Below are 23,670 nucleotides of genomic sequence, written 5' to 3' on the forward strand. Positions count from 1 at the left end.
GTACCGTACAAACGTCTTTTATGCAAGACCCATGGGCGGGAAAGATTTGCGTTTGTTTAACCAGCCAGCCAGGAAAGGAAGAAGTGCATGTTGAAATCTACAAAAAAGTATAATATTAGAATTTGCTTGACAATTTTGTTTTTCGTGTTTTTATTTATTGCAGGGCTCGCGCCCCGGAACGCCGCCGCGGAAAAACAAGACCTCACCGTCTACGCCGCCGCATCCACAACCAATGCTATGACGGATATCGCCAAAATGTTCGAAAAAACACACGCAGTCAAAATCAGGCTCTCCTTCGCCTCCTCCTCCACATTGGCGAAGCAGATAGAGAAAGGCGCCCCGGCTGACGTGTATCTATCGGCGAATCCCAAGTGGATGAATTATTTGGACGAAAGGGGCGTAACGCAAAAGGGGACCCGGGTGGATCTGCTGGGCAACCGGATCGTGTTCATCGCTCCTGAATCCAGCGCCATAGACAAGGTGGCTGTGGATTCCGGTCTGGATCTTCCCGCGCTGCTCGGCGACGGGCGCCTCTCCATGGGCGACCCGGACCATGTGCCTGCAGGCATGTACGGTAAAAAAGCCATGGAGAATCTGGGCTTGTGGGAAGGCGTGCAGAATAGGATCGCCCGCTCCAAGGACGTGCGTGCGGCCCTGGTGCTTGTAGAACGGGGCGAGGCGCCTTTGGGCCAGGTGTACGCCACGGACGCGGCCATCAGCAAGAAGGTGAAGGTCGTGGGCGTATTTCCCGAGTCCAGCCATCCGCCCATTGTTTACCCGGCGGCGCTGGTGCAGGATTCGGCGCCTGCACGGGAATTTTTGAAATATCTCGGGTCGCCGGAGGCCGCCGAGGTTTTCGCCGAATACGGATTCGCCGTTCGATGAATGAATTGTGGAACATATCGCCGGCGGAATGGACCGCCGTCAAACTGAGCTTAAAAGTTTCGGGGTGGGCCGTCTTCGGCAGCCTGCCCCCCGGGATTTTTTTAGCCTGGGTCCTTTCCAGGAAGCAGTTTCCCGGCAAGCGGGTTCTGGACGGGATAATCCATCTGCCCCTGGTGCTTCCCCCTGTGGTTACCGGATATATTTTGCTGCTGGCCCTGGGCCGCCAGGGATTTATCGGCAAGTTTCTGTATGAGGCTTTCGGATTTACCGTGGCCTTCACCTGGAAGGGGGCCGTCGTCGCCTCCGCGGTCATGGCTTTCCCCCTGCTGGTGCGCGCCGTGAGGCTTTCGGTGGATTCCGTGGATCAGGGCCTGGAAAAGGCGGCCCGCACTTTGGGGGCCGGTCCGCTCCGGGTGTTTTTCACCGTGTCTTTGCCCCTTATGATTCCCGGAATCATCACGGGCGCCATTTTGGCCTTCGCCAGAAGCCTGGGCGAGTTCGGCGCCACCATCACCTTTGTGTCCAATATCCAGGGGGAAACCCAAACCCTTCCCCTGGCCCTGTACTCATTAACCCAGATCCCGGACGGAGAAATGGGCGCTTTAAGGTTATGCATCGTGGCCGTTGTCCTGGCCATGGCGGCGCTCCTGGCCTCCGAATGGATGTCCGGACGATTCGCCGAATATATAAAAGGATAGCACTATGTTGAAAGTAAGGGTCCGGAAAAACCAGGGCGAGTTTTCCATCCAAGCCGGCTTTACCATTGAGGATTCCGGGGTTACGGCCCTGTTTGGATATTCCGGCGCGGGAAAAACCTCCATCGTCAACATGGTGGCCGGCCTTTCCGCCCCCGATTCCGGAGTGATCGAAATGAACGGCCGCAAGCTGTTTGATTCGGAGCAAGGAATCAACCTTCCTCCGGAGCAGCGCAGGGTGGGCTATGTGTTTCAGGACGCACGCCTGTTTCCCCATTTGACGGTCAAGGGGAATCTGATATTCGGCATGAAACTGGCGCCCAAGGGCAGCTTGTACGTGGATTTTGACGAAGTGGTGGACATGCTGGGCATAGGCCCTTTATTAAGCCGCCGCCCGGCCCGGCTTTCCGGCGGGGAAAAACAGCGCGTGGCTATCGGCAGGGCCTTGTTGTGCAGCCCCTCGTTGCTGCTGATGGACGAACCATTGGCGTCCCTGGACGAAAACAGAAAGTCCGAGGTGCTTCCTTTTATAAGCAGGCTCAGCCAGGGCTTTTCCATCCCCATCCTGTATGTAAGCCACATGTTGAGTGAAATTGAAAAACTGGCGGACAACCTGGTTTTGCTGGAAAACGGAGGCGTTGCCGCTTCCGGACCTTTCGAGGCGTTGAAAAGCAGCAGGACTCTGGCGGAAATGAGGGGCGGCGGAGAATCCCGGGGGGCGTTGCACGCCCTGAATATTAAGTTGGCTTCCTGACGCCCGTTTTTGATGAATTCCAAAACCTTGGCCGCCCGCTGGCGGCTGCGGCCTCCTCAACTCCACGGAAAAATGCTTGACCCCGTATTTTTGCTGATTTAATATCCTCCCATAAGCGCCTTGAAAATTTCCTTTTTGCAAATCGCTCATAGTTCATTTCGACGCGGATGCGCCTGTTCTTAGGCCTGCATTTTCTGCTTTGTTCAACATTTAAATTTTCCGACCAACGCCGCACCAAACATTTTATCCAAGGATGGAAACTTGCTAGGGAGGTGTTCCATGGCGTCTCAATTTTTCACCCGCATTTTTGTTTTTTCTGCAGTTGCAATAGCTTTGTTAGCCGCTACGCCCTATGCGTCGGCGGGCAAGGAAGAGTCTCGCATCCAGTGGAAGCTGGCATGTCTGGCGCCCAAAGACGTGGGCTATGCAGTGCGCGTGCGCGAAATTCTGATCCCCGAAGTGGAAAAAGCCACGGCAGGCGCCCTGTCGGTCAAGGTGTACTGGGGCGGGGTCATGGGCAATGATGAAGAAACCCTTAAAAAGATGAGGATCGGCCAGTTGCAGGGCTCCGGGCTTTCCGGCGAAGGCACCTTTAAACTCGCCGACGACATCAGCGTTCTGGGGCTTCCCTTCCTGTTTGAGTCTTATGATGAAGTGGACTATCTGCGCGAGCAAATGACGGACGAGTTCGATGCCATTGTGGAGGAGAAGGGCCTTAAGCTGCTGACCTGGCTGGATCAGGATTTCGACCAGATTTACACGGCTAAGCACCCCATATTCGTTTTGGAGGATTTTTCCAAATCCTCTTTCATCACCTGGTTCGGCCCTCTGGAAGGCAGGCTCCTGGAAACCATGGGCGCCACGGCCACCCCCATGAGCGTCATGGAAATTCCCTCCTCCCTCAGATCCAACATTGCAGAGGGGGTGATTGCGCCCGCCATCTGGGTGCTGGGCGCCCAGTTGTATGCGACCATGCATAATGTCAACGCCATGCACATACGCTATGTGCCGGCCTTTCCGGTGGTCACCCAAAACGCCTGGGACATGCTTTCGGATGAGCACAAGGAAACCATCCATAGGGAACGCAGGGGATGGACAAAAACCTTTAATGCGCTGACCCGTCAGGATACGGAAAAGTGCCTGGAAGCCATGATCAAGTACGGCATGGTGTTGACCGAAACCCCGCCCGGAGAGTTGAGGCGCATCCAGGATCGCGCCAGAGGGATTTGGGAGCCTTTGGCCGGGGAGCTTTATTCCCGGGAAATTTATGATCAGGTCCTGGCGCATCTTAAAGAATATCGGGCGGGGAACTGAACAAAGCCGTGCCCTGACGGTCTGGCATGCCAGATTTTTGATGGATGCTCCCTCCAGGAATGCATTGAAAAATGCCCTTGCCAAGCAGGAAGTAAAGAGGGAGAATAAATGCGAGGCGCCCCATGGGGCCGCAAGGCGCCTCCTCTTATTCCCTCCTTCGCCTTCAGGATGCAAGAATGGATCCCTATTCCGGTCAAATGTCCGTATTGATAATTGACGACGACGAAGCCATCTGCAAGGCTTTGGGCAATTATTTTGAAGACCTGGGCTTTATTGCTTATCAGGCGGATGCAGGTCTGGAAGGCCTGGATGTGCTGCTGGAGTGCAGGCCGGACGCCGTTTTGGTGGACCTCGCCATGCCGGGCATGGGAGGCTTGGAGTTTTTGGCCCGGGCCAGGGAGATTGCTCCGGAGACTCCTATGATCGTGGTTTCAGGGACCGGCCACCTGGAGGATGCGGTGGAGGCTTCCAGGCTGGGGGCGGTGGACTACATCACCAAGCCCATTCTGGACATGGCCGTGGTGGAGAACTCCGTCAAGCGGGCCCTGGAGCACTCCAGGCTGAAAAGGGAGAACAAGGACTATTCCGAGCGACTGGAAGACCTTGTCCTCACGCGTACGGAAGCCCTCCGGCAGCGCACCCAGGCTTTGGAAGAGGCCAACGCCCATTTGACCGAGGAGATGACCCACCGGAAAAAGACCGAGGAAGCCCTCAGGGCCAGCGAGGCGCGGTTTCGGGAGCTTGCGGACCTGCTGCCTCAGACGGTGTTCGAAATAGACGGGCCGGGCAAGCTGGTGTTCATAAACAAGCACGGCCTCCGCACCCTGGGATATGCGCAAGAGGATATTGAGAGGGATATTCAGGCCATTCAGATGGTCTCGCCGGAAGACAGGAAACGCATCGGCCAAATATTTTCCAGGCTTTTGAAAGGCGAGGTCATATCCCCCAACGAGTACACGGCTCTTCGGAAGGATGGATCGCAGTTCCCGGCCATGATGTATTCCAGTCCGGTGCTTCACCAAGGGAGGATTGTGGGCTCCCGCGGGGTTTTGTTCGACCTCACCGATTTGAAAAGGACCGAAAAAGCCCTCCGCGACAGCCAGGCGCGTTTGAGCGCCATCATCGAGGTGTTCGAGGGATTCATCTACACCTGCACCCAGGATTACCGGATTACCTTCACCAATAAGAAATTGCAGCAACACCTGGGCAAGGACTGCGTCGGTGAGTTATGTTACCAGGCGCTTTACGGTCAGGACTCCCCCTGCGAACGATGCGCCATGGACCAGGCGGCCAACGGCGAAACCGTGCGTCAGGAATTCCTGGGGCCCCTGGACGGCCGCTGGTATTACTCCGTGGACACCCCCGTGAGGGAGGCGGGGGACGGCGCTTCCTGCAAACAGTCCATTGTCATTGACATCACGGATAGAAAAACGGCCGAAGAAGCCTTGCGCAAAAGCGAGGCCCAACTGCGGGAGGAGAATATCCGCCTGCGCTCCTCCATCAAAAGGTCGGGCCGCTTCGGCAGCATCATCGGCAAAAGCGAGGCCATGGAGCAGGTGTACGAAACCATCCTGAAAGCCGCGGTTTCCACGGCCAGCGTCATTATCTACGGGGAGTCGGGCACCGGCAAGGAGCTGGCCGCAAGAACCATCCACGAAATGAGCCAACGCGCCCAAGGCCCCTTTATCCCGGTGCACTGCGGCGCCATTCCCCCTAATCTGATAGAAAGCGAGTTTTTCGGCTACAAAAAAGGGGCCTTCACCGGCGCCGATCAGGACAAGCCCGGATTTTTGGCCTCGGCCGACAAAGGAACCCTGTTTCTGGACGAGGTGGGGGAAATCCCGCCGGCCATGCAGGTGAAGCTCCTGCGGGCCATCGCCGGGGACGGCTATACGCCCCTGGGCGGACGGGAAACCTTATACCCGGACATCCGCTTTGTGGCGGCCACCAACCGGGATCTATTCGATCTGATGGAGCAGGGCGCGCTGCGCGAAGACTTTTTCTACCGCATCCACATCCTGCCCATCCACCTGCCCCCCTTGCGTCAGCGCAGGGAGGATATTCCCCTTTTGGTGCGGCATTTCATGGAAAAATACGCCGGGGATCAGCCCGTCCCACCCATGCCGCCCGATTTTTTGAAAAGCCTGCAAAAGGCCTATTGGCGCGGAAACGTGCGTGAACTGGAAAGCGCCGTTCACCGTTTTACGACCCTGCGGGAAACCGCCCCCCAAAGCCTGGCCGACTCCTCGCCGGGATCCGGCGCCCCCAAAGGCGCCAGGCCTGCCTCTCCTGTCCGCCTGCCTAAGCTGTTGGGCAAGGAGGAGCCCACCCTCAAGGAGGTGGCGGCCGCGGCGGAGCGGGAGTACATCCTCCAGTTGCTGGAGCGGTATAAGTGGAACCGGAGCCGGGCGGCGGAGATCTTGGGGGTGGATCGGCGGACCTTATTTCGGAAGATCAAGGAATACGGGCTTTAAAAACCCATTATGGGACATTTTTGTCTTATTCTTTCTTTTTGCAGTTAAAACAAGTTTTTATGTCTGAATATCGCACAATTGGGAAAATAATGTCCCAATCTCCGGATTTTGAAGAGCCTCCTGCTTTTGCTGTTTATATGCTTTAAAATCAGCTTTTTATATTTGACTGTTCGCGTTGGCACACCCTTTGCCTTATAGGTGGGCGTAGGCTGCAGCATCCCACCCCCACCCAAAAACAAGGAAGGAGCCATCATGTCACAGACTCAACAAGGAAATCCGGCAGTCGTTGGTTTGGCAGGTTTCGGACTCACCACCCTGGTCCTGCAATTTCATAATCTGGGAATATGCGGAATAGGCCCGGTGCTGGCCTTGGGCCTGGCCTTCGGAGGCATGGCCCAACTCATCGCCGGCTATCAGGAATTCAAGTGCGGAAACAATTTCGGATACAGCGCCTTTGTCTCCTACGGCGCATTCTGGATCGCACTGGGCATCATTTTTCTTTTAAATCACTTTAATATTTATAAAGCCGGCGCCCAGGACGTGGGCATGTTCCTGGTGGCCTGGACCCTGTACACCGCCATCATGTGGGTGGGCGCCATGCGCATCCACGGCGCCATGGCCATTACCTTCACGACATTGTTAATCGGTTTTATCCTGCTGGATCTGGCTCATTTCGGATTTCCGGCCCTGACCAAAGTGGCCGCAATCGACCTGATTTTCTGCGCTTTGGCGGCCTGGTACATGATGGCCTCCGCCATTTACACCCAGGTTTTCGGCCGGACCATCCTGCCTTTGGGCAAACCCTGGATCAGTCCCCCTGCTTCGGCGGCCTCCCATGCCGGCGGCGGACAGATTCCGAAAGACATGGCCTATGTGGCCAAGGAGCAGACGCAAGGAGGCGAGAATGACGCAAGCATATGATGAAGCCTATCGGGAGTCCCTGGAAAACCCGGAAGCATTCTGGGGCAGGCACGCCGAGGAGTGTTTCTGGTACGAAAAATGGGACAAGGTTCTGGACGATTCCAACAAGCCCTTTTACCGGTGGTTCACCGGCGGCGTAACTAACACATGCTATAACGCCCTGGACATGCATGTGGAAAAAGGCGCCGGAGACAGAGTTGCGCTGATTTACGACAGCCCGGTTACGAACACCATCAAAAAATACACCTACGCCGAGCTCCGGGACGAAGTCGCCCTGTTTGCAGGCGTCCTGGCCGACTGCGGCGTGGAAAAGGGCGACCGGGTGGTTCTGTACATGCCCATGATTGCGGAAGCCGCCATAGCCATGCTGGCCTGCGCCCGCCTGGGCGCCATTCACTCCGTGGTTTTCGGGGGCTTCGCCGCCAACGAACTGGCCACCCGCATCAACGACGCCAGGCCCAAGGCCATTGTCTCCGCCTCCTGCGGCATTGAAGGCAAAAAGGTCATCCCCTACAAACCCTTGTTGGATGCGGCTATCGAAATCTCCGAGCACAAGCCCAAGAATTGCATTATTTTGCAAAGGCCCATGGAGACGGCAGACATGCACCCCTCCCGGGACGTGGACTGGACCCAGGCCATGGAGAAAGCCTCCCCCAGGGACTGCGTGCCCGTCCTGGCCACGGATCCCCTGTACATCCTGTACACCTCCGGCACTACCGGACAGCCCAAGGGCGTGGTGCGGGATAACGGCGGCCACATGGTGGCCCTCAAATGGTCCATGAAAGCCGTGTACGACGTGGACGAGGGCGACGTTTGGTGGGCGGCCTCGGACGTGGGCTGGGTGGTCGGCCATTCCTACATTGTGTACGCCCCCCTGTTTAAAGGATGCACCACCATCCTGTTCGAAGGCAAGCCCGTGGGAACGCCCGACGCCGGCGTATTCTGGCGCGTCATTTCCGAACACAAGGTCAAGTGCATGTTTACGGCGCCCACGGCGTACCGGGCCATCAAAAGAGAGGACCCCGGCGCCGCTCTCATGAAAGACTACGACCTGTCCCATTTTAAAATTCTCTTTCTGGCCGGCGAGCGTTCCGATCCCGACACCATCACCTGGTCCGAAAACAACCTGGGCGTGCCGGTCATCGATCACTGGTGGCAGACCGAAACCGGTTGGGCCATTGCAGCCAACTGCATGGGCCTCCATCATTTTCCGGTCAAATACGGCAGCCCCACCAAGGCGGTTCCCGGCTGGAACGTCCAGGTGCTGGATGAAATGGGCCGCCCGGCGGCGGCCGGCCAGATCGGCGCCCTGGTGGTCAAGCTCCCTCTGCCTCCGGGAACCCTGCCCACCCTGTGGGGCAACGACCAGGCCTTTGTGAACAAGTATCTGCGGGATTTTGACGGATATTACACCACGGCCGACGCAGGATACATCGACGAGGACGGATACATCTACGTCATGGCCCGCACCGACGACATCATCAACGTCGCCGGGCACCGCCTGTCCACAGGCGCCATGGAGGAAGTTCTGGCGGATCACCCGGACGTGGCTGAATGCGCCGTGCTGGGGGTGGAAGATCCCCTGAAGGGACAATTGCCCCTGGGCTTCCTGGTGCTGAACGCCGGGGTCACCCGCAGCAATGACGAGATTGTCAAGGAAGTGGTGGAAATGATCCGGGAACGCATAGGACCCGTGTCCGCCTTCAAAACCGCCACAGTGGTGGACCGCCTGCCCAAAACCCGGTCCGGAAAAATTCTCCGGGGAGTCATGCGGCAGATCGCGGACAACAAGTCCTACCGCATGCCGGCCACCATCGATGATCCGTCCATTCTCAAGGAGATTGAAAACGCATTGAATACTATAGGTTATGCCAGCGCCCGGGCTGATGCAACTCCCTCCTGACGGCCCGGAACCCCTCTTTGACGCCCACCCCCATAGGTATTAACGCCTGTTTTTCGGCCCGTCCTCCCCCAGGGCGGGCCGAAAAAACAAAAAAAGCCCGAAGCGCTTTCGCGCTCCGGGCTTTTGTATACTGCAATCCAATTAAGGGCACACCACTATGTTATGGGCCCACAGGCAGTCGCCGCAAGCAGGAAAGGCGGAGCCGCAGCAGTCTTCCTTGTTTTCCTCGGCCAGGCAGCAGTCGCATTGAATACAGGGAGGAAAATCCCAGGTCAGGACCCGTTTTCGAAAGTCAACGTATTCCTTCAGCCTCCAGATTTGATCCAGGCCCTGATCCGTTACGGCGCCCAAATGGTACTGGGTTACCGTCTTGCGACGGTTGTGAATCCAGCATCTGTGGGAATGCATCAAGGGAACGCACGGGGCTACGGAGCCGTCCCAGCGCACGGCAATCCCTCCCCTGCCCACAAAGGGGCAAAATCCCGGGGCGTTGAATTCCACCGCCTGTTTGTTGTAAGGGGGGATGTTTTTCAAGGCTTCCACCGGCCTTGTGAATTGGGGCCTTGCGTCTATTCTTGGAAGTCTTAGCTCAGGATAATGGCCCACGGGAACCTTGCAGTGGTTCAAATCCCCTGTGGCCAGCCAGTACGCAATGTCTTCACAGGGCTCGTCGCCGTAAGGCAGAAGATTGCTTATGATCAGAAAAACAGCGTTAAGGCGCCGGGCCGCCTCAGGCAATTTTGGCAGCTCATGAATGTTTTTGGCTGTGATCACAAATTCCAGCCCCAGCTTGGGATTAGGGCAGGAGGCTTTCGCCTTCAGCTTGTTCAACGCATCAATGTTTTCCATCAGCAAGTGGAAATCCGATTGCCTGGATTCTGCATAGGATTCAGGCGACGTCCCCTCCAGGGAGACTATCAGGACGTCAAGGCCGGACTTGATGAGATCTTTGGAGCGCTCAGGGGTTAGAAGATGGCCGTTGGAGATCATTTCGGTTTGGGCGCCTATCTTTTTTGCGGCGTTTATCATCCGGAAAATATCCGGGTGCATAAGGGGTTCGCCAATGCCCCAGAAGCTGAAGCTTTTCAAGGTCCTGATCTGGCGTGCGCTTTTCATCATGCGCTGGAAAACATCCCAGGTCATGGCGCCCCCGGGCTCTTCCCAGCAATGGCGCATGCACATGGGGCAGCTCAGGTTGCAGAAAGTGGTGGGCTCCACATAAATTTTTGTAAGGGGAGGGGGTTTGGGCTTGAAGATCATAGGGTCCAGCCTGTTTGAAAAAGGCTTTATCCGTCCAGCCGGACAATTAAAAAACGCCCGGAGATTTCTCCCCGGGCGTTTTATATACACTTGTCTGAGATGAACTCAGTCAGATGAACGCGGTATTAGAACAGGCCGGAGACCTTACCGGTTGCGGGATCCACGTCAATGCGGCGGAAGGCCGGGTTGGAGCCGGTTCCGGGCATGAGGCTGATGGTGCCGGCGCAGGGGCACAGGAACTTGGCGCCGGAGTAGATCAACACGTCGCGGATAGGCAGACGCCATCCCTTGGGCACGCCCTTCTTGACGGGGTCGTGGGACAGGGACAGGTGGGTCTTGACCATCATGGTGGCGAAGTCCGCGTATTTGGGATCGTTTTCCAGCATTTCGGCCTTGGCCGCAGCTTCGGGAGCCCAGTCAACGCCGTCGGCGCCGTAAACTTCGGTGGCGATCTTGTTGACGCGGTCGCGCAGTTTCATTTCCAGGGGATACAGGAAGTCAAAGTCGTTGTCTTCTTCGCAAGCTTCGATCACAGCGTCGGCGAATTCCAGAGCGCCTTCGCCGCCCTTTTCCCAGTGCTTGGACTCGGCGCAGCGGGCGCCGGCGGCTTCAGCAGCCTTGCGGACGATGGCGCACTCGGCGTCGGTGTCGGTGTAGAAACGGTTGATGCAGACAACGGGGTTGATGCCGGCTTTGCGGATAACGCCGATCATGTGCACCATGTTCTCGCAGCCCTTTTCCACCAGTTCCAAATTTTCCTTGGTGTAAGCGTCGTCCAGAGCCTTGCCGGCCACGACCTTGGGTCCGCCGCCGTGCATTTTCAGGGCGCGGATGGTGGAGGTCAGAACGGAAACGTGGGGTTTGAGGCCGGAGAAGCGGCATTTCACGTTCCAGAACTTCTCGAATCCGATGTCAGCGGCGAAGCCGGACTCGGTTACGTGGTAGTCGAACAGTTTCAGGCCGACGCGGTCGGCGATGATGGAGCTCTGGCCCACGGCGATGTTGGCGAAGGGGCCGGCGTGCACGAAGCAAGGCTGATACTCGGCGGTGCACATGAGCGTGGGGTTGATGGTGTTGCGCATGAAAGCGGCCATGGCGTTGCCGACTTCCAGGTCGCCGCAGGTGACGGGCTTGCCGGATTTGTCGAATGCCACGGTGATATTATTGATGCGCTCTTTCAGGTCGGCCAGGTCGGTTGCCACGGCCAGGATGGCCATGAGCTCGGAACCGACGGCGATGCCGAACTTGCTCTGCATGGTGTAGCCGTCAAAACGGCCGCCGAGGCCGATGACGATGTTGCGCAGGGCCTGGGCGCAGAAGTCGATGATCCAGCCGAACTCCACGCGGGTGGGGTCGATGTCCAGGCGGCGCATGCCGGTCAGACGCTGGAGCTGTTCGTCATTGTAGTTACGCTCGTGCTGCATACGGGCGGTCATGGCGACCATGCCCAGGTTGTGGGCGTTCATGATGTCGTTGATGTCGCCGGTGAGACCCAGGGAGAACTCGGTCATGGGGATGAGCAGGGAGTTTCCGCCGCCGGCCGCCGTGCCCTTAACGTTCATGGTGGGGCCGCCGGAGGGCTGACGCAGGGCGCCGCCCACGTTCTTGCCGCGCATGCCAAGGCCTTCCATGAGGCCGACGGAGGTGGTGCTTTTGCCTTCTCCCAAGGGGGTGGGAGTGATGGCGGTTACTTCAATGTACTTTCCGTCAGGTCTGTCTTTCAGCCTGTCGATGATTTTCAGAAAGTCGACTTTTGCCAGACGGCCCATGGGGAGCATTTCGTCGCTCTGGAGTCCGAGTTTTTCCGCCCATTGTTCGGGAGTAGGCATGTTCTCTTCAGCAGCTTCAGAAATCTGCCAGTCTGCCATTTCCACTGCGTTGTAAGCCATTTTGTTTCCTCCTTAAAGGTTTCTTTGTGCACAAATTGAACCCGGGCATACCTATCCCCAGGTTCATAATCTGACCGTAATTCCCAGGTTTTCCACCTTTACTATATGTCACGGGAATTTCCCATACCATGGCAAATAGGGCTTTGCAACGCTATTTTAAAAGAATGCGGACAGGAATGCGCTCCGAAGCACAGCTTTAATTGACTTTCCGAATGCCCGTTGTTATGTTCGTGTTAAACATGGAACTTGGAACCTTAATAGAATATATCGACCGGAAAAAAGTAATTTGCGCGGTCATAATGCAGGCGAAAAAACAGAAGGTGCGGCTACTCACTCAGGCTAATCGCGAGGTGAGCGTGTCGGAGCATCGCCTGTTTTGCGTGTCCGGACGCCTGGACCCGGAGATGGGACGGGACCGCCTTGTGGACCTGCTGTCCGAAACGTCCGCCCGGAGAGAGGCTCTTAAGGCCCAAGTGAACGTCTATGACCTGTGGGAAGTGGTCCATGAAGAAGAACAGTGGATCGATGCAGAAACCATGGCCGGCTTGGCTTTCGGGGTTTCCCCGGAGCCGGATCACGTCTCCGCCGTCATCCGTGCTTTTTTTAATGACCGGGTGTATTTCAAGTTTGATGTAACCCGTTTTTTGCCCCACAGCCCGGAAAAGGTGGAGCAGATTCAAATCCAGGAACAGGAGATGGCGCGCCGCGCCGCCGTGGTCCAGGAAGGGGGCGAATGGCTGCAGCGGGTTTACGGCCAGGAAAACCCGGAAGTGCCTCCCGACAAAGAGCAGTTCGTCTCCATAATGCGGAGCCTCTACCTGTTTGAAAAGGACAGCCCCACTTACGACCTGGGCAGGCAAATGGCTCAGGCCGCCGGGATTGATCCCAACAACGGGCTGTTCGAATTTCTCATCCGCCTGGGAGTCTGGGACGAGCACGCCAACCTGGACCTGTACCGCATGGACGTCCCCATAGACTTTCCCCCGGAGATCTCCCAGGAAGCCAACGCCCTGGCCAACGGGTCCGGTTTCAGAACCGACACCAGCCAAAGAAGGGACTTCACGGGGCTGCCCGTGCTGACCATAGACGGCCAGGCCACCCTGGACTACGACGACGCCCTCAGTCTGGAAATGGACGGCGATTATTTTAGGGTGGGAATCCATATTTCCGACGTCTCCCATTATGTGGAAAGGGACTCCCTTCTGGATCAGGAGGCCTTCGCCCGGTCAAGCTCCATATATATGCCGGACGACAAAATCCCCATGTTTCCGCCTCTTTTGGCGGAAGGCCTCCTAAGCCTCAAGGCCGACCAGGTCCGGCCCGCCATCAGCGTCATGGTCCGCCTGGATCGGGACGCCGTAGTCCTGGACTACGAGATCTGCCCCAGCCTGGTTCGGGTGCGCCGCCAGCTCACCTATCATGAAGTGAATATGATGGCCGGTGACGACAAGGAGATCATAGCCCTGTCCGGTCTGGCGGAAAAGCTCCGGGAAAAAAGGCTGGACGACGGCGCGGTCCTCATTTCCCTGCCGGAAATCAACATCTGGCTGGATGAGGAGAAAAACGTAACCCTTCACAAGGTCAATCGGGAAAGCCGCTCCAGAATCCTGGTTTCGGAGTTCATGATCCTGGCCAATCGCCTTATGGCCGCCTTTTTGGCGGATCATGGAAGCCCCGCGGTGTTTCGGGCTCAGCCCGAGCCGCGCCTCCGTTTGTTTGACCGGGATAACGGCACTCTGTATCAAAATTGGATGCAAAGGCGGCACCTTTCCCGCTTCATCCTTTGCCCCAAACCCGAACCCCACTCAGGCCTTGGCGTGGACGCCTACGTGACCGCCACCTCCCCCATACGCAAGTATTTTGATTTGGCGGTGCAAAGGCAAATCCGGGGGGTATTGGGGCTGGACAAGAAATACACCCAAACAGAGGTGGAGAACATTATCGCCAATTCCGAAGTTCCCCTATCCAAGGTTTCGCGGGTCCAGTTTGTGAGAAACCGATACTGGATCCTCAAATACCTGGAAACCAAGTTGGGGAAGACCGAGCCGGGCATGATTCTGGAGCGCAGAAAGGACCGGTTTGTGGCCCTGCTTACCGATTGCCTGGTGGAGTGCACGCTGCCCGTCGCCTCTGATCCCAGCCTGGCGCCGCAGGATGCCGTTCAGTTGCGGATCGTCAAGGTGGACCCCCGGGAGCAATACCTTGCCGTAGAGTTGGCCTGACCTTTTATTGAATAATGACAAGAGTTATAAATCTCTTGAAAATTCCTGAATCAGGTGTTACGGATAAGCATTTGGCTTATTTGTAGATATGCTGAGTTGCTTGCTAAAGGTGACATATGAATTTTCTGACCGCCATCCATGGTTTATTTTCCAACGACCTGGCCATTGATTTGGGCACCGCCAATACATTGGTCTATGTCAAAGGCAAAGGGATAGTCCTTTCCGAACCCTCCGTCGTGGCCGTGCGCTACGATCCCCGCAGACACCGGGAGGAAGTCCTGAAAGTGGGCACCGAAGCCAAACGGACTCTGGGCCGGACTCCCGGCAACATCCGCGCCATCCGCCCCATGCGGGACGGCGTTATAGCCGACTTTGACGTCACCGAACGCATGCTCAAGTACTTTATCACCAAAGTCCATAACCGCCGCTGGTGGCCGGTCAGGCCGCGCATCGTGGTGGCCGTGCCTTCCGGCATCACCCAGGTGGAAAAAAGGGCCGTGGAGGAATCCGCGCGCCAGGCGGGCGCCCGGGAAGTGTATTTGATCGAGGAGCCCATGGCCGCGGCCATCGGGGCGGGCCTTCCCATCACCGAGCCCACCTGTAATATGGTGGTGGACATTGGCGGCGGCACAACGGAAGTAGCGGTCATATCCATGGCCGGCATCGTCTACAAGCGCAGTCTGCGGGTGGCCGGCGATAAAATGGACCGGGCCATCATCCAATACATCAAACGCAAGTACAATCTGCTGATTGGGGACAGGACGGCTGAAGCCATCAAAACCATGATCGGCAACGCCTATCCCGACCCGGAAAATATCGAGACCATCGAAGTGAAAGGCCGGGACCTGGTTTCGGGCATTCCGAAAATTCTGGCCATTGATTCCGAGGAAGTGCGCATCGCCATTTCGGAGCAAATCGACGCCATTGTGGAAACCGTCAAGATCGCCCTGGAACAAACTCCTCCGGAGTTGGCGGCCGATATCGTGGACCGCGGCATCACCCTGACCGGCGGCGGAGCCTTGTTGAAAAATCTGGACAAGCTGCTGCGCGAGGAAACCAGCCTGCCCATCACCGTCTGCGACGATCCCTTGTCTACGGTCGCCCTGGGCTCCGGCAAGGCATTGGACGACATTGAAATCCTCAGGCAGGTGGTTATCAACTAAAGCGGGCTCAAAATATGTTTTCAAAGAAGATGGGCACAGCGCTGGCTTTGATTCTTTTTTTTATGTTCACCGTTGTCCTTCTTCCCACCTTTGGCGCAAGAGGCGGTCAGGAGCACCCGGCCGACAGCGTCTTCCAGGTGCTCATCGCTCCTTTTCAGGAAGGATTCACCAGGATTTCCTCCTTTGTCTCCACCACCTGGACCAATTATTTCGACTTGGTTGAAACCGCTCGGGAAAACAAGGAGCTCCGGCGCGAAGTGGAGTCCCTCCAACTCATTGTCCATGAGTGCGGGGAAACCAGGCGCCAAAATTCCCGTTTGAAAAACCTTTTGGGCTTCGCTCAGGACGAAGGAGGCCGGGTCGTGACCGCCCTGGTTACGGCCGAGGATCCTTCGGACACCTTTCAGGCAATCTACATCAATCGCGGCAGCATACACGGCGTGGAGCCGGGGCTGGCCGTGGCCGCGCCCGCAGGCGTGGTGGGCCGAATCATTGACGTCTCCCCATACCAAAGCAAAGTCCTGCTGATTACGGACCCCAACTTCGCCATGGACGCCAGAGTGGCCCGCACCCGCGCCAGGGGCATATTGGAGGGCGCCGCCGACGGGCCCTGCCAGTTTAAATACGTCATGCAGCAGGAGGACGTGAACCTGGGGGATATGGTCGTCACCTCCGGGATGGACAAGGTTTTCCCTCCGGGGATCTCCGTGGGCGTGGTCTCCCGCGTGCGAAAAGCGGAGCAGGGAATGTTTCAGGGAATTGTGGTCACTCCCTTTGTGGACTTTTCCCGGCTTGAGGAGGTGCTGGTCCTGCTGAACTCCGAGCCTCCTCCGGAGCAGGAGATGCCATGATTTACTTTCTGCAAATAATGATGGGGCTGTTCATCGTGGTCTTTCAAACCACGTCGCCGGGCCAGGCGGTCCCGCTTTTATCCTCATACGACATGATGGTTGTTTTCGTGCTGGGCCTGGGGCTTTTCAGGCCCCTCAAAGAAGGCGTCATCATCGCCGTCGTCTGCGGCCTGGCCATGGACGTATACTCAGGAGCGCCGCCCTGGTACTACTTCGTAACCTACTGCTGGGTCTACGTCGCCGCACGCTGGCTCCCTTCCTTTCTCCACGCGGACAATATAATCTTTATGGCTCTTTTTTGCGGAGGCGGGGTGCTTTTCCAGGAGTCTTTCTTGCATTTATGCGTGTTCCTTTTAAAATCCCGGCCGGACGTCCTGATCGAAAGCCTTAAACAATCGGGAGCGGCGGCGCTCTCCGGGGCTGTCACCGGGCCGCTGGTCATCTGGGTGCACAATTCGATTGTAGAACGGGAAACCAAGCGCCAGGACAGGAGAGAGCGCTTTGTATGATATCACCTCCAGGGAGGTTTGGACGGAGTGGTGCAGGCAAAGAGTGACCTACGCCATGCTCCTCATCGCCGTCGCTTTTGGCGTGCTCGGCCTTCGGCTGGTGTATCTTCAGGTCTTTCAGGGGGAGCGGCTTCACCAGCTTTCGGAAAACAACGCCATCCGCCTGGAAAGCCTGGATCCGACCCGGGGGCGGATCATGGACTCCCGCGGGGAGATCCTGGCGGACAATCGCCCGCGCTTTGACATTTGCCTGATTCCCCGGGACGCCAAACCCCGGGACGCCATTCTGCCTCTTTTGGCCTCTCTCCTTGAAATGGATCAGGCGGAAATCGAAAAGAAGATCGGCAAAGCAGCCTCATTCAAGCCGGTCCTTATAAAAGGGGACGTGGGCCGGGACGTCTTGGGAATCGTGGAAGCCAGGCGGTACGAACTGCCGGGCGTGGTGGTGCGGGTCAAGCCCCAGCGGCATTTTCCCGGCCAGGGCACCACAGCCCATATTGTGGGCTACCTGAGCGAGATTTCCTTGGATGAATTGCGCAGCGGTTCGTATCCCAACCGGAAGCCCGGCGACTTTATCGGCAAATACGGCGTGGAAAAGGAATTCGAGTCCTACCTGGCCGGCAGGCACGGAGGCCGCCAGGTGGAAGCCGACGCCAGGGGCCGGACCGTGCGGATTATGGACACCGTCCCCCCGAAGCCGGGCGCCAATGTTTTCCTCACCCTGGACATGCGCCTCCAGAAAAAGGCGGAAGCGCTTCTGGACGGCCGTCCCGGGGCTATCGTGGCAGTGGAGGCCGACACCGGAAGAATTTTGGCCATGGTGTCCAGCCCCACGTACGACCCGAACCTGTTTGTGGACGGCATGACCCAAAAGCAGTGGAATGAGCTGATCAGGGATCCGGATCATCCGCTGGAAAACAAGGCCATCCACGGAGGCTATGCCCCCGGCTCCACCTTCAAGATGATCACTGCCATGGCCGGCCTGGAAGAAGGGAAAATCGACAGCCATACGGAATATAACTGCTCGGGCCGCCTGAAATTCGGAGATCGCTATTTCAGATGCTGGAGGCACTGGGGGCATGGGACTTTGGAGGTTACGGAGGCCATCGCCCAGTCTTGCGACGTCTTCTTTTACAAGGTCGGCCTGGAAGTGGGCGTGGATAAGATAGCCGAATACGCCAGGGGATGCGGCCTGGGCCAGGTTACGGGCCTGGGCCTGGGCAACGAGTCGCCGGGCGTGGTCCCGGATAAGGCGTGGAAGCGCCGCGTTTACAACAAACCCTGGTACCAGGGCGAAACCCTGTCCGTAGCCATAGGCCAGGGCGCAAACCTGACCACCCCATTGCAAATGGCCCTGTTCGCCGCCGCCATCGGCAACGGAGGGTCTCTGTACAGCCCGATCATGGTGGATCGGGTGGAAAGCCCGGAAGGGGACGTCATCCAGACCTTTTCGCCGGCCGTAAGAAGAAAGCTGCCGGCAAGCAAGGCCAACCTGGAACTGATCCGAGATGGCATGTGGGGGGCGGTCAACGGCTCCCGCGGGACGGCCCGGGGCATCTGCTCCGAGTCGCTGGCCATATCGGGAAAGACCGGAACGGCCCAGGTGGTGGGGCGGAAGGATCGGGATAAATTCCTGAACGAGTTGACCGACAAAATCAAGTACCAGGACCATGCATGGTTCATCGCCTATGCGCCCAGGGAAGACTGCAAAATAGCCGTGGCGGTTTTTATCAAGCACGGCGGGCACGGAACGGCCTGCGCCCCCCTGGCCAGGGATATAATCAAGGAGTATTTGGACGGAAAGAATCCCCCCGGCGCAAAAGACGCCTCCGCCCCGGCGGAAACGCCGGAAAATCTCGATGAAACCGACTTGCAAGACAGGGAGTGACGCCGCCCATGTTTGATAGAAGACTGCTGCAGTATTTTGATTGGGGGCTTTTGCTCCTCATCCTCATTATAATGGGGGTGGGGCTCATGACCTTGTACAGCGCCGTAGCCTCCAGCGCCAATCCGGCTGAAATTCGAATTTATTACAAGCAGTTGACATGGTTCGGCATTGGCCTGGGCGCGATGATCATTTGCTTTTTGCCTCATTATAATGTACTGGATCGTTGGGTGTGGGTCGTTTACGCCATTAGCCTTTTTCTGCTGATTCTGGTATTGGTGGTCGGGAAGAAGATTTCCGGCTCGGTCAGATGGCTGAGCCTGGGGCCTTTTACCTACCAGCCGTCCGAGTTCGCAAAATTGGCTATCATGGTGGTTCTGGCCCATCATTATTCGCAGAACATCCGCACCGGCGGCCTCGGTTTTGTGGATCTCATAAAACCGTTTATATATATGCTGATTCCCTTTGTGCTCATTTTTATGGAGCCGGACCTGGGAACCGGGCTTTTGGTTATGCTAGTGGGAGGGGCCATGACGCTTTTTGTGGGCATCCGAAAGCGAACCATGGCCTGGCTGGCCGCGTTTTGCGCGGCCATCGGCCCGATCGCCTGGATTTACGGCCTCAAGCCCTATCAAAAGGAGCGCATTTTCACCTTTTTGGACCCGGACCGGGACCCGTTGGGGGCTGGATATCATATTATACAGTCCAAGATCGCCATTGGTTCGGGCATGCTCACCGGCAAGGGATATCTTCAGGGCAGCCAAAAGTCCCTGGCTTTTCTGCCGGAGCAGCACACGGATTTTATATTTTCGGTTTTCGCCGAAGAATGGGGCTTGGCAGGCTCCCTGGTTCTTTTATTCCTGTTTTTGATGCTGATGATCTGGGGGCTGAACATCGCGTACCGCTCCCGGGATCCTTTCGGAGCCCTCCTGGCCACAGGCGTGACCGCCATGATTTTCTGGCAGGTCTTCATTAATGTGGGAATGGTCATGGGCCTCATGCCGGTGGTGGGGGTGCCCTTGCCTCTGGTAAGCTATGGAGGATCGTCCGTGCTCACGATCATGATGGGGTTAGGCCTGCTGCTGAACATAAGCATGCGCAGGTTCCTGTTCGAATAACAAGTAGGACACGAAGGAGAGTTGCATGAAACAGAAGAAAGTCAACGTGCCCATGAACACCTTTATCGGAGAGGGGTTCAAATTCGAAGGGGAGTTGACCTTTGACGGAACCATCCGGGTGGATGGGGAAATCAATGGTCGGGTCAAGAGCACGAACGGAGAAATCGTGGTGGGGGAAAAAGCGGTTGTGGAAGGCGATCTGGAAGTGGGCAAGGTGGTGGTCGCCGGAACCCTGCGCGGAATGATCCAAGCCTCCACGTGTGTGGAAATTCAAAAAAGCGGAAGAGTGGAAGGCGATATCGTCGCCCCGGTGGTGACCATTGAAAGCGGCGCCCTTTTTCATGGAAATTGCTCCATGAAAAACAAAGAATCCAAATCGGAAAAGACGGTGGAACTCCCTCTGAAAAAGAATGCACTCTAGACGCAAAGTCGGGTTTCGAAAAAAACTTTTTGACAATTCCCGACTTACGGTGGTATACATCCGCGTCTTTAATTGGGTAGTGGAAAATTTCACGAGCTTAGCCTGCGCGGGACGCCGCGGTAGATAAGTTCTTGAATTTTATTTTATTTTTAACTATCTGCGGGGCAAGAAGGAAATTCGTATGATTAAAGTTATCCCAGACATCACTGTCGTATGGCAGATTATCAATTTCCTGGTCTTGGTAGTGGTTCTCAACATGGTCCTTTTCAAACCCATTCGTAAGGGGCTCCAGGAACGGAAGACCAAGTTCTCCGGCCTGGCTAGGGGAATTGAAACGGACAAAACAAAGGCTGCGGAGCAGGAGCAAACCCTGTCCACCAGCCTGTTGAAAGCCAAAAACGAGGGGGCGGCCAAAAAGGAAGCCATCGTCGCCGAGGCAACGGAACAGGAACAAGGCATCATTAACGAAATTAATGATAAAGCTGCCAAGGATCTGGAAGAATTGCGGGCAAAAATTGCCGGTGAGGTAAAGAATGCGGAAACCGCCTTGGAAAAGGAGGTTGACGCCTTTGCTGCAACCATTGGGGAAAAGATTTTAGGGAGGGCTTTATCATGAAGTTGTTAAAGGCTTTACCTCGGAAGAAGACAGCATGGCTGGGGCTTTGCCTCGCAGCCGTGTTGATTTTCGCTCCGTGGACAATGGCCGGTGAGACTACAGCCCATGGAGAGGCCGCCGCCCATGGTGAAACCGCTCATGCGGAAGCAGTGCATGCAGACGCTGCCCATGGCGAAGCCGCTCACGGAGGAGAAGGCGGACACGGCGCCTCCGATTGGAAAACCTGGAAAGCCATCGATTATCAGAAGGTTCTGAACTTCGCGATTCTTTTCGGGTTTTTGTTTTGGGTTGTTCGTAAGCCCGCCGGCGCCGCTCTGACCGGGCGCATCGAGGACATCCAGAAAGAACTGGACGACCTGGAAGCCCGGCGGAAAGCCGCCAGCGAGGAAGTCGCCGCCATCAATGCAAGGCTGCAGAATCTTGAGGGCGAAGCCCAAAAGATCGTGGATGACTACGTAGCCCAGGGCGAAGCCGCCAGGGAAAAGATCCTGGCCGAGGCCAGAAAGGCCGCCGACAGGCTGACCGATCAGGCGCAGCGCCACATGGAGCACGAAGTAGCCGACGCCAAGAAAAGGCTCCGGGCGGAAATCCTGGAAAAAGCCATTGCCATGGGCGAGCAGCTTATTGCCAAAAACATTACCGAGCAGGATCAGGACCGGCTCGTGGGTGAATACTTAGATAAGGTGGTGACTCAGTGAAAAATCTAAAGGTGGCAAGACGTTACGCAAAGGCTCTGCTCCTGATTGGCAAGGAGGACGGGCAGGCAGAGGTCTATCGCGAGGAACTTGAGGCGTTCTCCTCCTTGCTCAAGGCCAACCCGGATTTGGAAGCCGCCATCAGCAACCCCATTTACGAAGCCAAGGGGCGTCAGGCCTTATTGCGCTCCGTGGTTGAGAAATCCGGGGTTTCAGCTGTAACAGCATCCTATCTGCTGCTCCTCTTCGATAAGGGGCGGATCGGGTTTTTAGACGTCATTACGAGTGAGTACAAAGAAATGGCCGACGAACTCAAGGGAATCGCTCGCGCCAGCGTCTCGGCGGCTACTGAGCTGTCGAACGAAACCATAGAGAAGATACGTTCGGGACTGGGCCGGCTCACGGGCAAAGAGGTCGTGCTTACGGTCTCGCAAGACCCCGCTCTCATCGGCGGCATAGTGACCAAAATAGGGGACTTGGTCCTTGATGGGAGTATCCGGACACAGTTACTCAACTTAAAAGAAACTTTAAAAAGGAGTGAGGCGGTCTGATGGAAATTAGAGCCGAGGAAATCAGTCAGATTATCAAGGAGCAGATCAAGGATTACGACAAGAAAGTGGATCTTAGCGAGACCGGGACCGTGCTTTCCGTCGGTGACGGCATTGCTCGCGTCTACGGCCTTGAAAAGGCCATGGCCCTGGAGTTGGTGGAATTCCCCGGGGGCATCCTTGGTTTAGTGTTGAACCTGGAAGAGGACAACGTGGGTGTCGCCATTATGGGCGAAACCATCCACATCAAAGAGGGCGACATGGTCAAACGGACCGGGAAAATCGCCCAGGTGCCCGTTGGTGAAGCCGTGCTTGGCCGTGTTGTTGACGGCGTGGGCGCTCCCATCGACGGCAAAGGTCCTCTGGACGCCACCGAAACCCGTATGGTGGAAATGGTGGCTCCCGGCGTTATCGCCAGGAAGTCCGTGCACGAACCCTGCTACACCGGCCTCAAGGCTGTCGACGCCATGACCCCGGTGGGACGCGGTCAGCGCGAACTCATCATTGGCGACCGTCAGATTGGCAAAACCGCGGTTGCGGTCGACGCCATTCTCGCCCAGAAAGACACGGACATCTACTGCATCTACGTGGCCTGCGGACAGAAAAAGTCCACGGTCGCCCAGGTTGTGGCGGTTTTGGAAAAATACGGCGCCATGGAATACACCACCGTGGTCTCCGCTTGCGCCTCCGACCCTGCAACCCTCCAGTACCTGGCGCCTTACGCCGGTTGCGCCATGGGCGAATACTTCCGCGATAAGGGCAAACACGCCCTCATCATCTACGACGACCTTTCCAAGCAGGCTGTCGCTTATCGTCAGATCTCCCTGCTGCTCCGTCGTCCGCCCGGACGTGAAGCCTACCCCGGCGACATTTTCTACAATCACTCCAGGCTGCTGGAACGCGCCGCCAAGGTGAGCGATGAATTGGGCGCCGGTTCTCTGACCGCCCTGCCTATCATTGAAACCCAGGCCGGCGACGTGTCCGCTTACATTCCCACCAACGTTATTTCCATTACGGATGGCCAGATTTACCTGGAACCCGGCCTGTTCTTCGCCGGTGTTCGCCCGGCCATCAACGTTGGTCTGTCCGTCTCCCGCGTCGGCGGCGCCGCCCAGGAAAAGGCCATGAAGCAAGTGGCCGGCACCCTGCGTATGGACCTGGCCCAGTTCCGTGAACTGGAAGCCTTCGCCGCTTTCGGGTCCGACCTGGACGCAGCAACCCAGAAGCAGCTGAAGCGCGGCGAGCGCCTGGTGCAGATCCTGAAGCAGCCCCAGTACGCTCCTCTTCCGTTGGAAAAACAGGTCGCTATCCTGTTTGCCGGCGCAAATGGCTTCCTGGATGCTTTCCCTGCGGACAGCATGGCTAAATACGAAGCCGGCATGTATTCCTTCCTGGAAAGCAAGTACCCTGACGCCATGGGCGCCATAGCCAAGGAACGCAAGATTTCCGACGAAACCGACGCGTTGCTCAAGAAGGCTTTGGAAGAGTATGGCAAGGAATTTCAGGATACCATCCAGTAAAAATGACTCTCGCCGGGGCCCTGAGCC

20 protein-coding genes are annotated in these 23,670 nt (G+C 56.9%); 18 read left to right on the plus strand and 2 right to left on the minus strand.

Features of this window, described 5'->3' with window-relative positions:
- Positions 1–87 precede the first annotated feature (87 nt).
- The 7 genes from modA (at position 88) to BUE18_RS08745 (ending at position 8,946) form a co-directional block, all read left to right on the plus strand.
- Positions 88–885, plus strand: coding sequence for a molybdate ABC transporter substrate-binding protein (gene modA, locus BUE18_RS08715; RefSeq protein ID WP_083610880.1), 798 nt, complete (start codon positions 88–90; stop codon positions 883–885).
- Positions 882–1,583, plus strand: a complete 702-nt coding sequence (modB, locus tag BUE18_RS08720) for a molybdate ABC transporter permease subunit (protein WP_139264658.1) — start codon at positions 882–884, stop codon at positions 1,581–1,583. Before modA ends, modB begins: the two co-directional genes overlap by 4 nt.
- A gap of 4 nt (positions 1,584–1,587) precedes the next feature.
- Positions 1,588–2,334, plus strand: coding sequence for a molybdenum ABC transporter ATP-binding protein (gene modC, locus BUE18_RS08725; RefSeq protein ID WP_073474937.1), 747 nt, complete (start codon positions 1,588–1,590; stop codon positions 2,332–2,334).
- Positions 2,335–2,613: 279 nt separating this feature from the next.
- Positions 2,614–3,648, plus strand: coding sequence for a TRAP transporter substrate-binding protein (locus BUE18_RS08730; protein ID WP_073474939.1), 1,035 nt, complete (start codon positions 2,614–2,616; stop codon positions 3,646–3,648).
- 176 nt (positions 3,649–3,824) lie between these two features.
- Positions 3,825–6,122 carry a sigma 54-interacting transcriptional regulator gene (locus BUE18_RS08735; RefSeq protein WP_170868306.1) on the plus strand — a complete coding sequence of 766 codons (2,298 nt, stop codon included), beginning with the start codon at positions 3,825–3,827 and terminating at the stop codon, positions 6,120–6,122.
- Positions 6,123–6,374: 252 nt separating this feature from the next.
- Positions 6,375–7,043 (plus strand): acetate uptake transporter, encoded by a 669-nt coding sequence (locus tag BUE18_RS08740; protein ID WP_073474942.1) that lies wholly within the window; start codon positions 6,375–6,377, stop codon positions 7,041–7,043.
- Complete coding sequence (locus BUE18_RS08745; protein ID WP_073474944.1) at positions 7,027–8,946, plus strand: propionyl-CoA synthetase; 1,920 nt, start codon at positions 7,027–7,029, stop codon at positions 8,944–8,946. The genes BUE18_RS08740 and BUE18_RS08745 overlap by 17 nt, the downstream gene beginning before the upstream one ends.
- A 141-nt stretch (positions 8,947–9,087) precedes the next feature.
- On the opposite strand, the gene BUE18_RS08750 is transcribed toward BUE18_RS08745, so the two are convergent.
- Positions 9,088–10,206, minus strand: a complete 1,119-nt coding sequence (locus BUE18_RS08750; RefSeq protein WP_073474946.1) for a radical SAM protein — start codon at positions 10,204–10,206, stop codon at positions 9,088–9,090.
- A 125-nt stretch (positions 10,207–10,331) separates the two neighbouring features.
- Positions 10,332–12,095, minus strand: coding sequence for a formate--tetrahydrofolate ligase (locus tag BUE18_RS08755; RefSeq protein ID WP_073474947.1), 1,764 nt, complete (start codon positions 12,093–12,095; stop codon positions 10,332–10,334).
- A 320-nt stretch (positions 12,096–12,415) separates the two neighbouring features.
- Here BUE18_RS08755 and BUE18_RS08760 point away from each other — a divergent pair, with 320 nt between their 5' ends.
- From BUE18_RS08760 to atpA, 11 genes are all read left to right on the plus strand, one after another.
- On the plus strand, positions 12,416–14,317 hold the full coding sequence (locus tag BUE18_RS08760) for a ribonuclease catalytic domain-containing protein (protein WP_244549299.1): 1,902 nt from the start codon (positions 12,416–12,418) through the stop codon (positions 14,315–14,317).
- 116 nt (positions 14,318–14,433) lie between these two features.
- A complete protein-coding gene (locus BUE18_RS08765; protein ID WP_015948382.1) occupies positions 14,434–15,480 on the plus strand; it encodes a rod shape-determining protein in 1,047 nt (348 codons plus the stop codon).
- Positions 15,481–15,494: 14 nt separating this feature from the next.
- Positions 15,495–16,331 carry a rod shape-determining protein MreC gene (mreC, locus tag BUE18_RS08770; RefSeq protein WP_073474949.1) on the plus strand — a complete coding sequence of 279 codons (837 nt, stop codon included), beginning with the start codon at positions 15,495–15,497 and terminating at the stop codon, positions 16,329–16,331.
- A complete protein-coding gene (locus BUE18_RS08775) occupies positions 16,328–16,840 on the plus strand; it encodes a hypothetical protein (protein WP_073474950.1) in 513 nt (170 codons plus the stop codon). Before mreC ends, BUE18_RS08775 begins: the two co-directional genes overlap by 4 nt.
- On the plus strand, positions 16,833–18,728 hold the full coding sequence (gene mrdA, locus BUE18_RS08780) for a penicillin-binding protein 2 (RefSeq protein ID WP_073474952.1): 1,896 nt from the start codon (positions 16,833–16,835) through the stop codon (positions 18,726–18,728). Before BUE18_RS08775 ends, mrdA begins: the two co-directional genes overlap by 8 nt.
- A gap of 8 nt (positions 18,729–18,736) precedes the next feature.
- Positions 18,737–19,843, plus strand: a complete 1,107-nt coding sequence (gene rodA / locus BUE18_RS08785; protein ID WP_073474953.1) for a rod shape-determining protein RodA — start codon at positions 18,737–18,739, stop codon at positions 19,841–19,843.
- Between the two features lie 25 nt (positions 19,844–19,868).
- Entirely contained in the window at positions 19,869–20,264 is a 396-nt protein-coding gene (locus BUE18_RS08790; RefSeq protein WP_073474955.1) for a bactofilin family protein, read from the plus strand.
- 181 nt (positions 20,265–20,445) lie between these two features.
- Complete coding sequence (locus BUE18_RS08795) at positions 20,446–20,880, plus strand: F0F1 ATP synthase subunit B (protein WP_073474956.1); 435 nt, start codon at positions 20,446–20,448, stop codon at positions 20,878–20,880.
- Positions 20,877–21,578, plus strand: a complete 702-nt coding sequence (gene atpF / locus BUE18_RS08800) for a F0F1 ATP synthase subunit B (RefSeq protein ID WP_073474958.1) — start codon at positions 20,877–20,879, stop codon at positions 21,576–21,578. Before BUE18_RS08795 ends, atpF begins: the two co-directional genes overlap by 4 nt.
- Positions 21,575–22,126 (plus strand): ATP synthase F1 subunit delta, encoded by a 552-nt coding sequence (gene atpH, locus BUE18_RS08805; protein ID WP_073474960.1) that lies wholly within the window; start codon positions 21,575–21,577, stop codon positions 22,124–22,126. Before atpF ends, atpH begins: the two co-directional genes overlap by 4 nt.
- Entirely contained in the window at positions 22,126–23,643 is a 1,518-nt protein-coding gene (gene atpA / locus BUE18_RS08810; RefSeq protein ID WP_073474962.1) for a F0F1 ATP synthase subunit alpha, read from the plus strand. The genes atpH and atpA overlap by 1 nt, the downstream gene beginning before the upstream one ends.
- Positions 23,644–23,670: the final 27 nt, after the last annotated feature.

Origin of the sequence: Desulfatibacillum alkenivorans DSM 16219, assembly GCF_900142135.1 — a bacterium.
In the GTDB taxonomy this organism is placed as follows: domain Bacteria; phylum Desulfobacterota; class Desulfobacteria; order Desulfobacterales; family Desulfatibacillaceae; genus Desulfatibacillum; species Desulfatibacillum alkenivorans.

What these genes read in the sequence shown, in the direction of transcription:
- modA (WP_083610880.1), top strand. Translation starts at nt 88, where the DNA reads ATGTTGAAATCTACAAAAAAGTATAATATTAGAATTTGCTTGACAATT.
- modB (WP_139264658.1), top strand. Translation starts at nt 882, where the DNA reads ATGAATGAATTGTGGAACATATCGCCGGCGGAATGGACCGCCGTCAAA.
- modC (WP_073474937.1), top strand. Translation starts at nt 1,588, where the DNA reads ATGTTGAAAGTAAGGGTCCGGAAAAACCAGGGCGAGTTTTCCATCCAA.
- BUE18_RS08730 (WP_073474939.1), top strand. Translation starts at nt 2,614, where the DNA reads ATGGCGTCTCAATTTTTCACCCGCATTTTTGTTTTTTCTGCAGTTGCA.
- BUE18_RS08735 (WP_170868306.1), top strand. Translation starts at nt 3,825, where the DNA reads ATGGATCCCTATTCCGGTCAAATGTCCGTATTGATAATTGACGACGAC.
- BUE18_RS08740 (WP_073474942.1), top strand. Translation starts at nt 6,375, where the DNA reads ATGTCACAGACTCAACAAGGAAATCCGGCAGTCGTTGGTTTGGCAGGT.
- BUE18_RS08745 (WP_073474944.1), top strand. Translation starts at nt 7,027, where the DNA reads ATGACGCAAGCATATGATGAAGCCTATCGGGAGTCCCTGGAAAACCCG.
- BUE18_RS08750 (WP_073474946.1), bottom strand. Translation starts at nt 10,206, where the DNA reads ATGATCTTCAAGCCCAAACCCCCTCCCCTTACAAAAATTTATGTGGAG.
- BUE18_RS08755 (WP_073474947.1), bottom strand. Translation starts at nt 12,095, where the DNA reads ATGGCTTACAACGCAGTGGAAATGGCAGACTGGCAGATTTCTGAAGCT.
- BUE18_RS08765 (WP_015948382.1), top strand. Translation starts at nt 14,434, where the DNA reads ATGAATTTTCTGACCGCCATCCATGGTTTATTTTCCAACGACCTGGCC.
- mreC (WP_073474949.1), top strand. Translation starts at nt 15,495, where the DNA reads ATGTTTTCAAAGAAGATGGGCACAGCGCTGGCTTTGATTCTTTTTTTT.
- BUE18_RS08775 (WP_073474950.1), top strand. Translation starts at nt 16,328, where the DNA reads ATGATTTACTTTCTGCAAATAATGATGGGGCTGTTCATCGTGGTCTTT.
- rodA (WP_073474953.1), top strand. Translation starts at nt 18,737, where the DNA reads ATGTTTGATAGAAGACTGCTGCAGTATTTTGATTGGGGGCTTTTGCTC.
- BUE18_RS08790 (WP_073474955.1), top strand. Translation starts at nt 19,869, where the DNA reads ATGAAACAGAAGAAAGTCAACGTGCCCATGAACACCTTTATCGGAGAG.
- BUE18_RS08795 (WP_073474956.1), top strand. Translation starts at nt 20,446, where the DNA reads ATGATTAAAGTTATCCCAGACATCACTGTCGTATGGCAGATTATCAAT.
- atpF (WP_073474958.1), top strand. Translation starts at nt 20,877, where the DNA reads ATGAAGTTGTTAAAGGCTTTACCTCGGAAGAAGACAGCATGGCTGGGG.
- atpA (WP_073474962.1), top strand. Translation starts at nt 22,126, where the DNA reads ATGGAAATTAGAGCCGAGGAAATCAGTCAGATTATCAAGGAGCAGATC.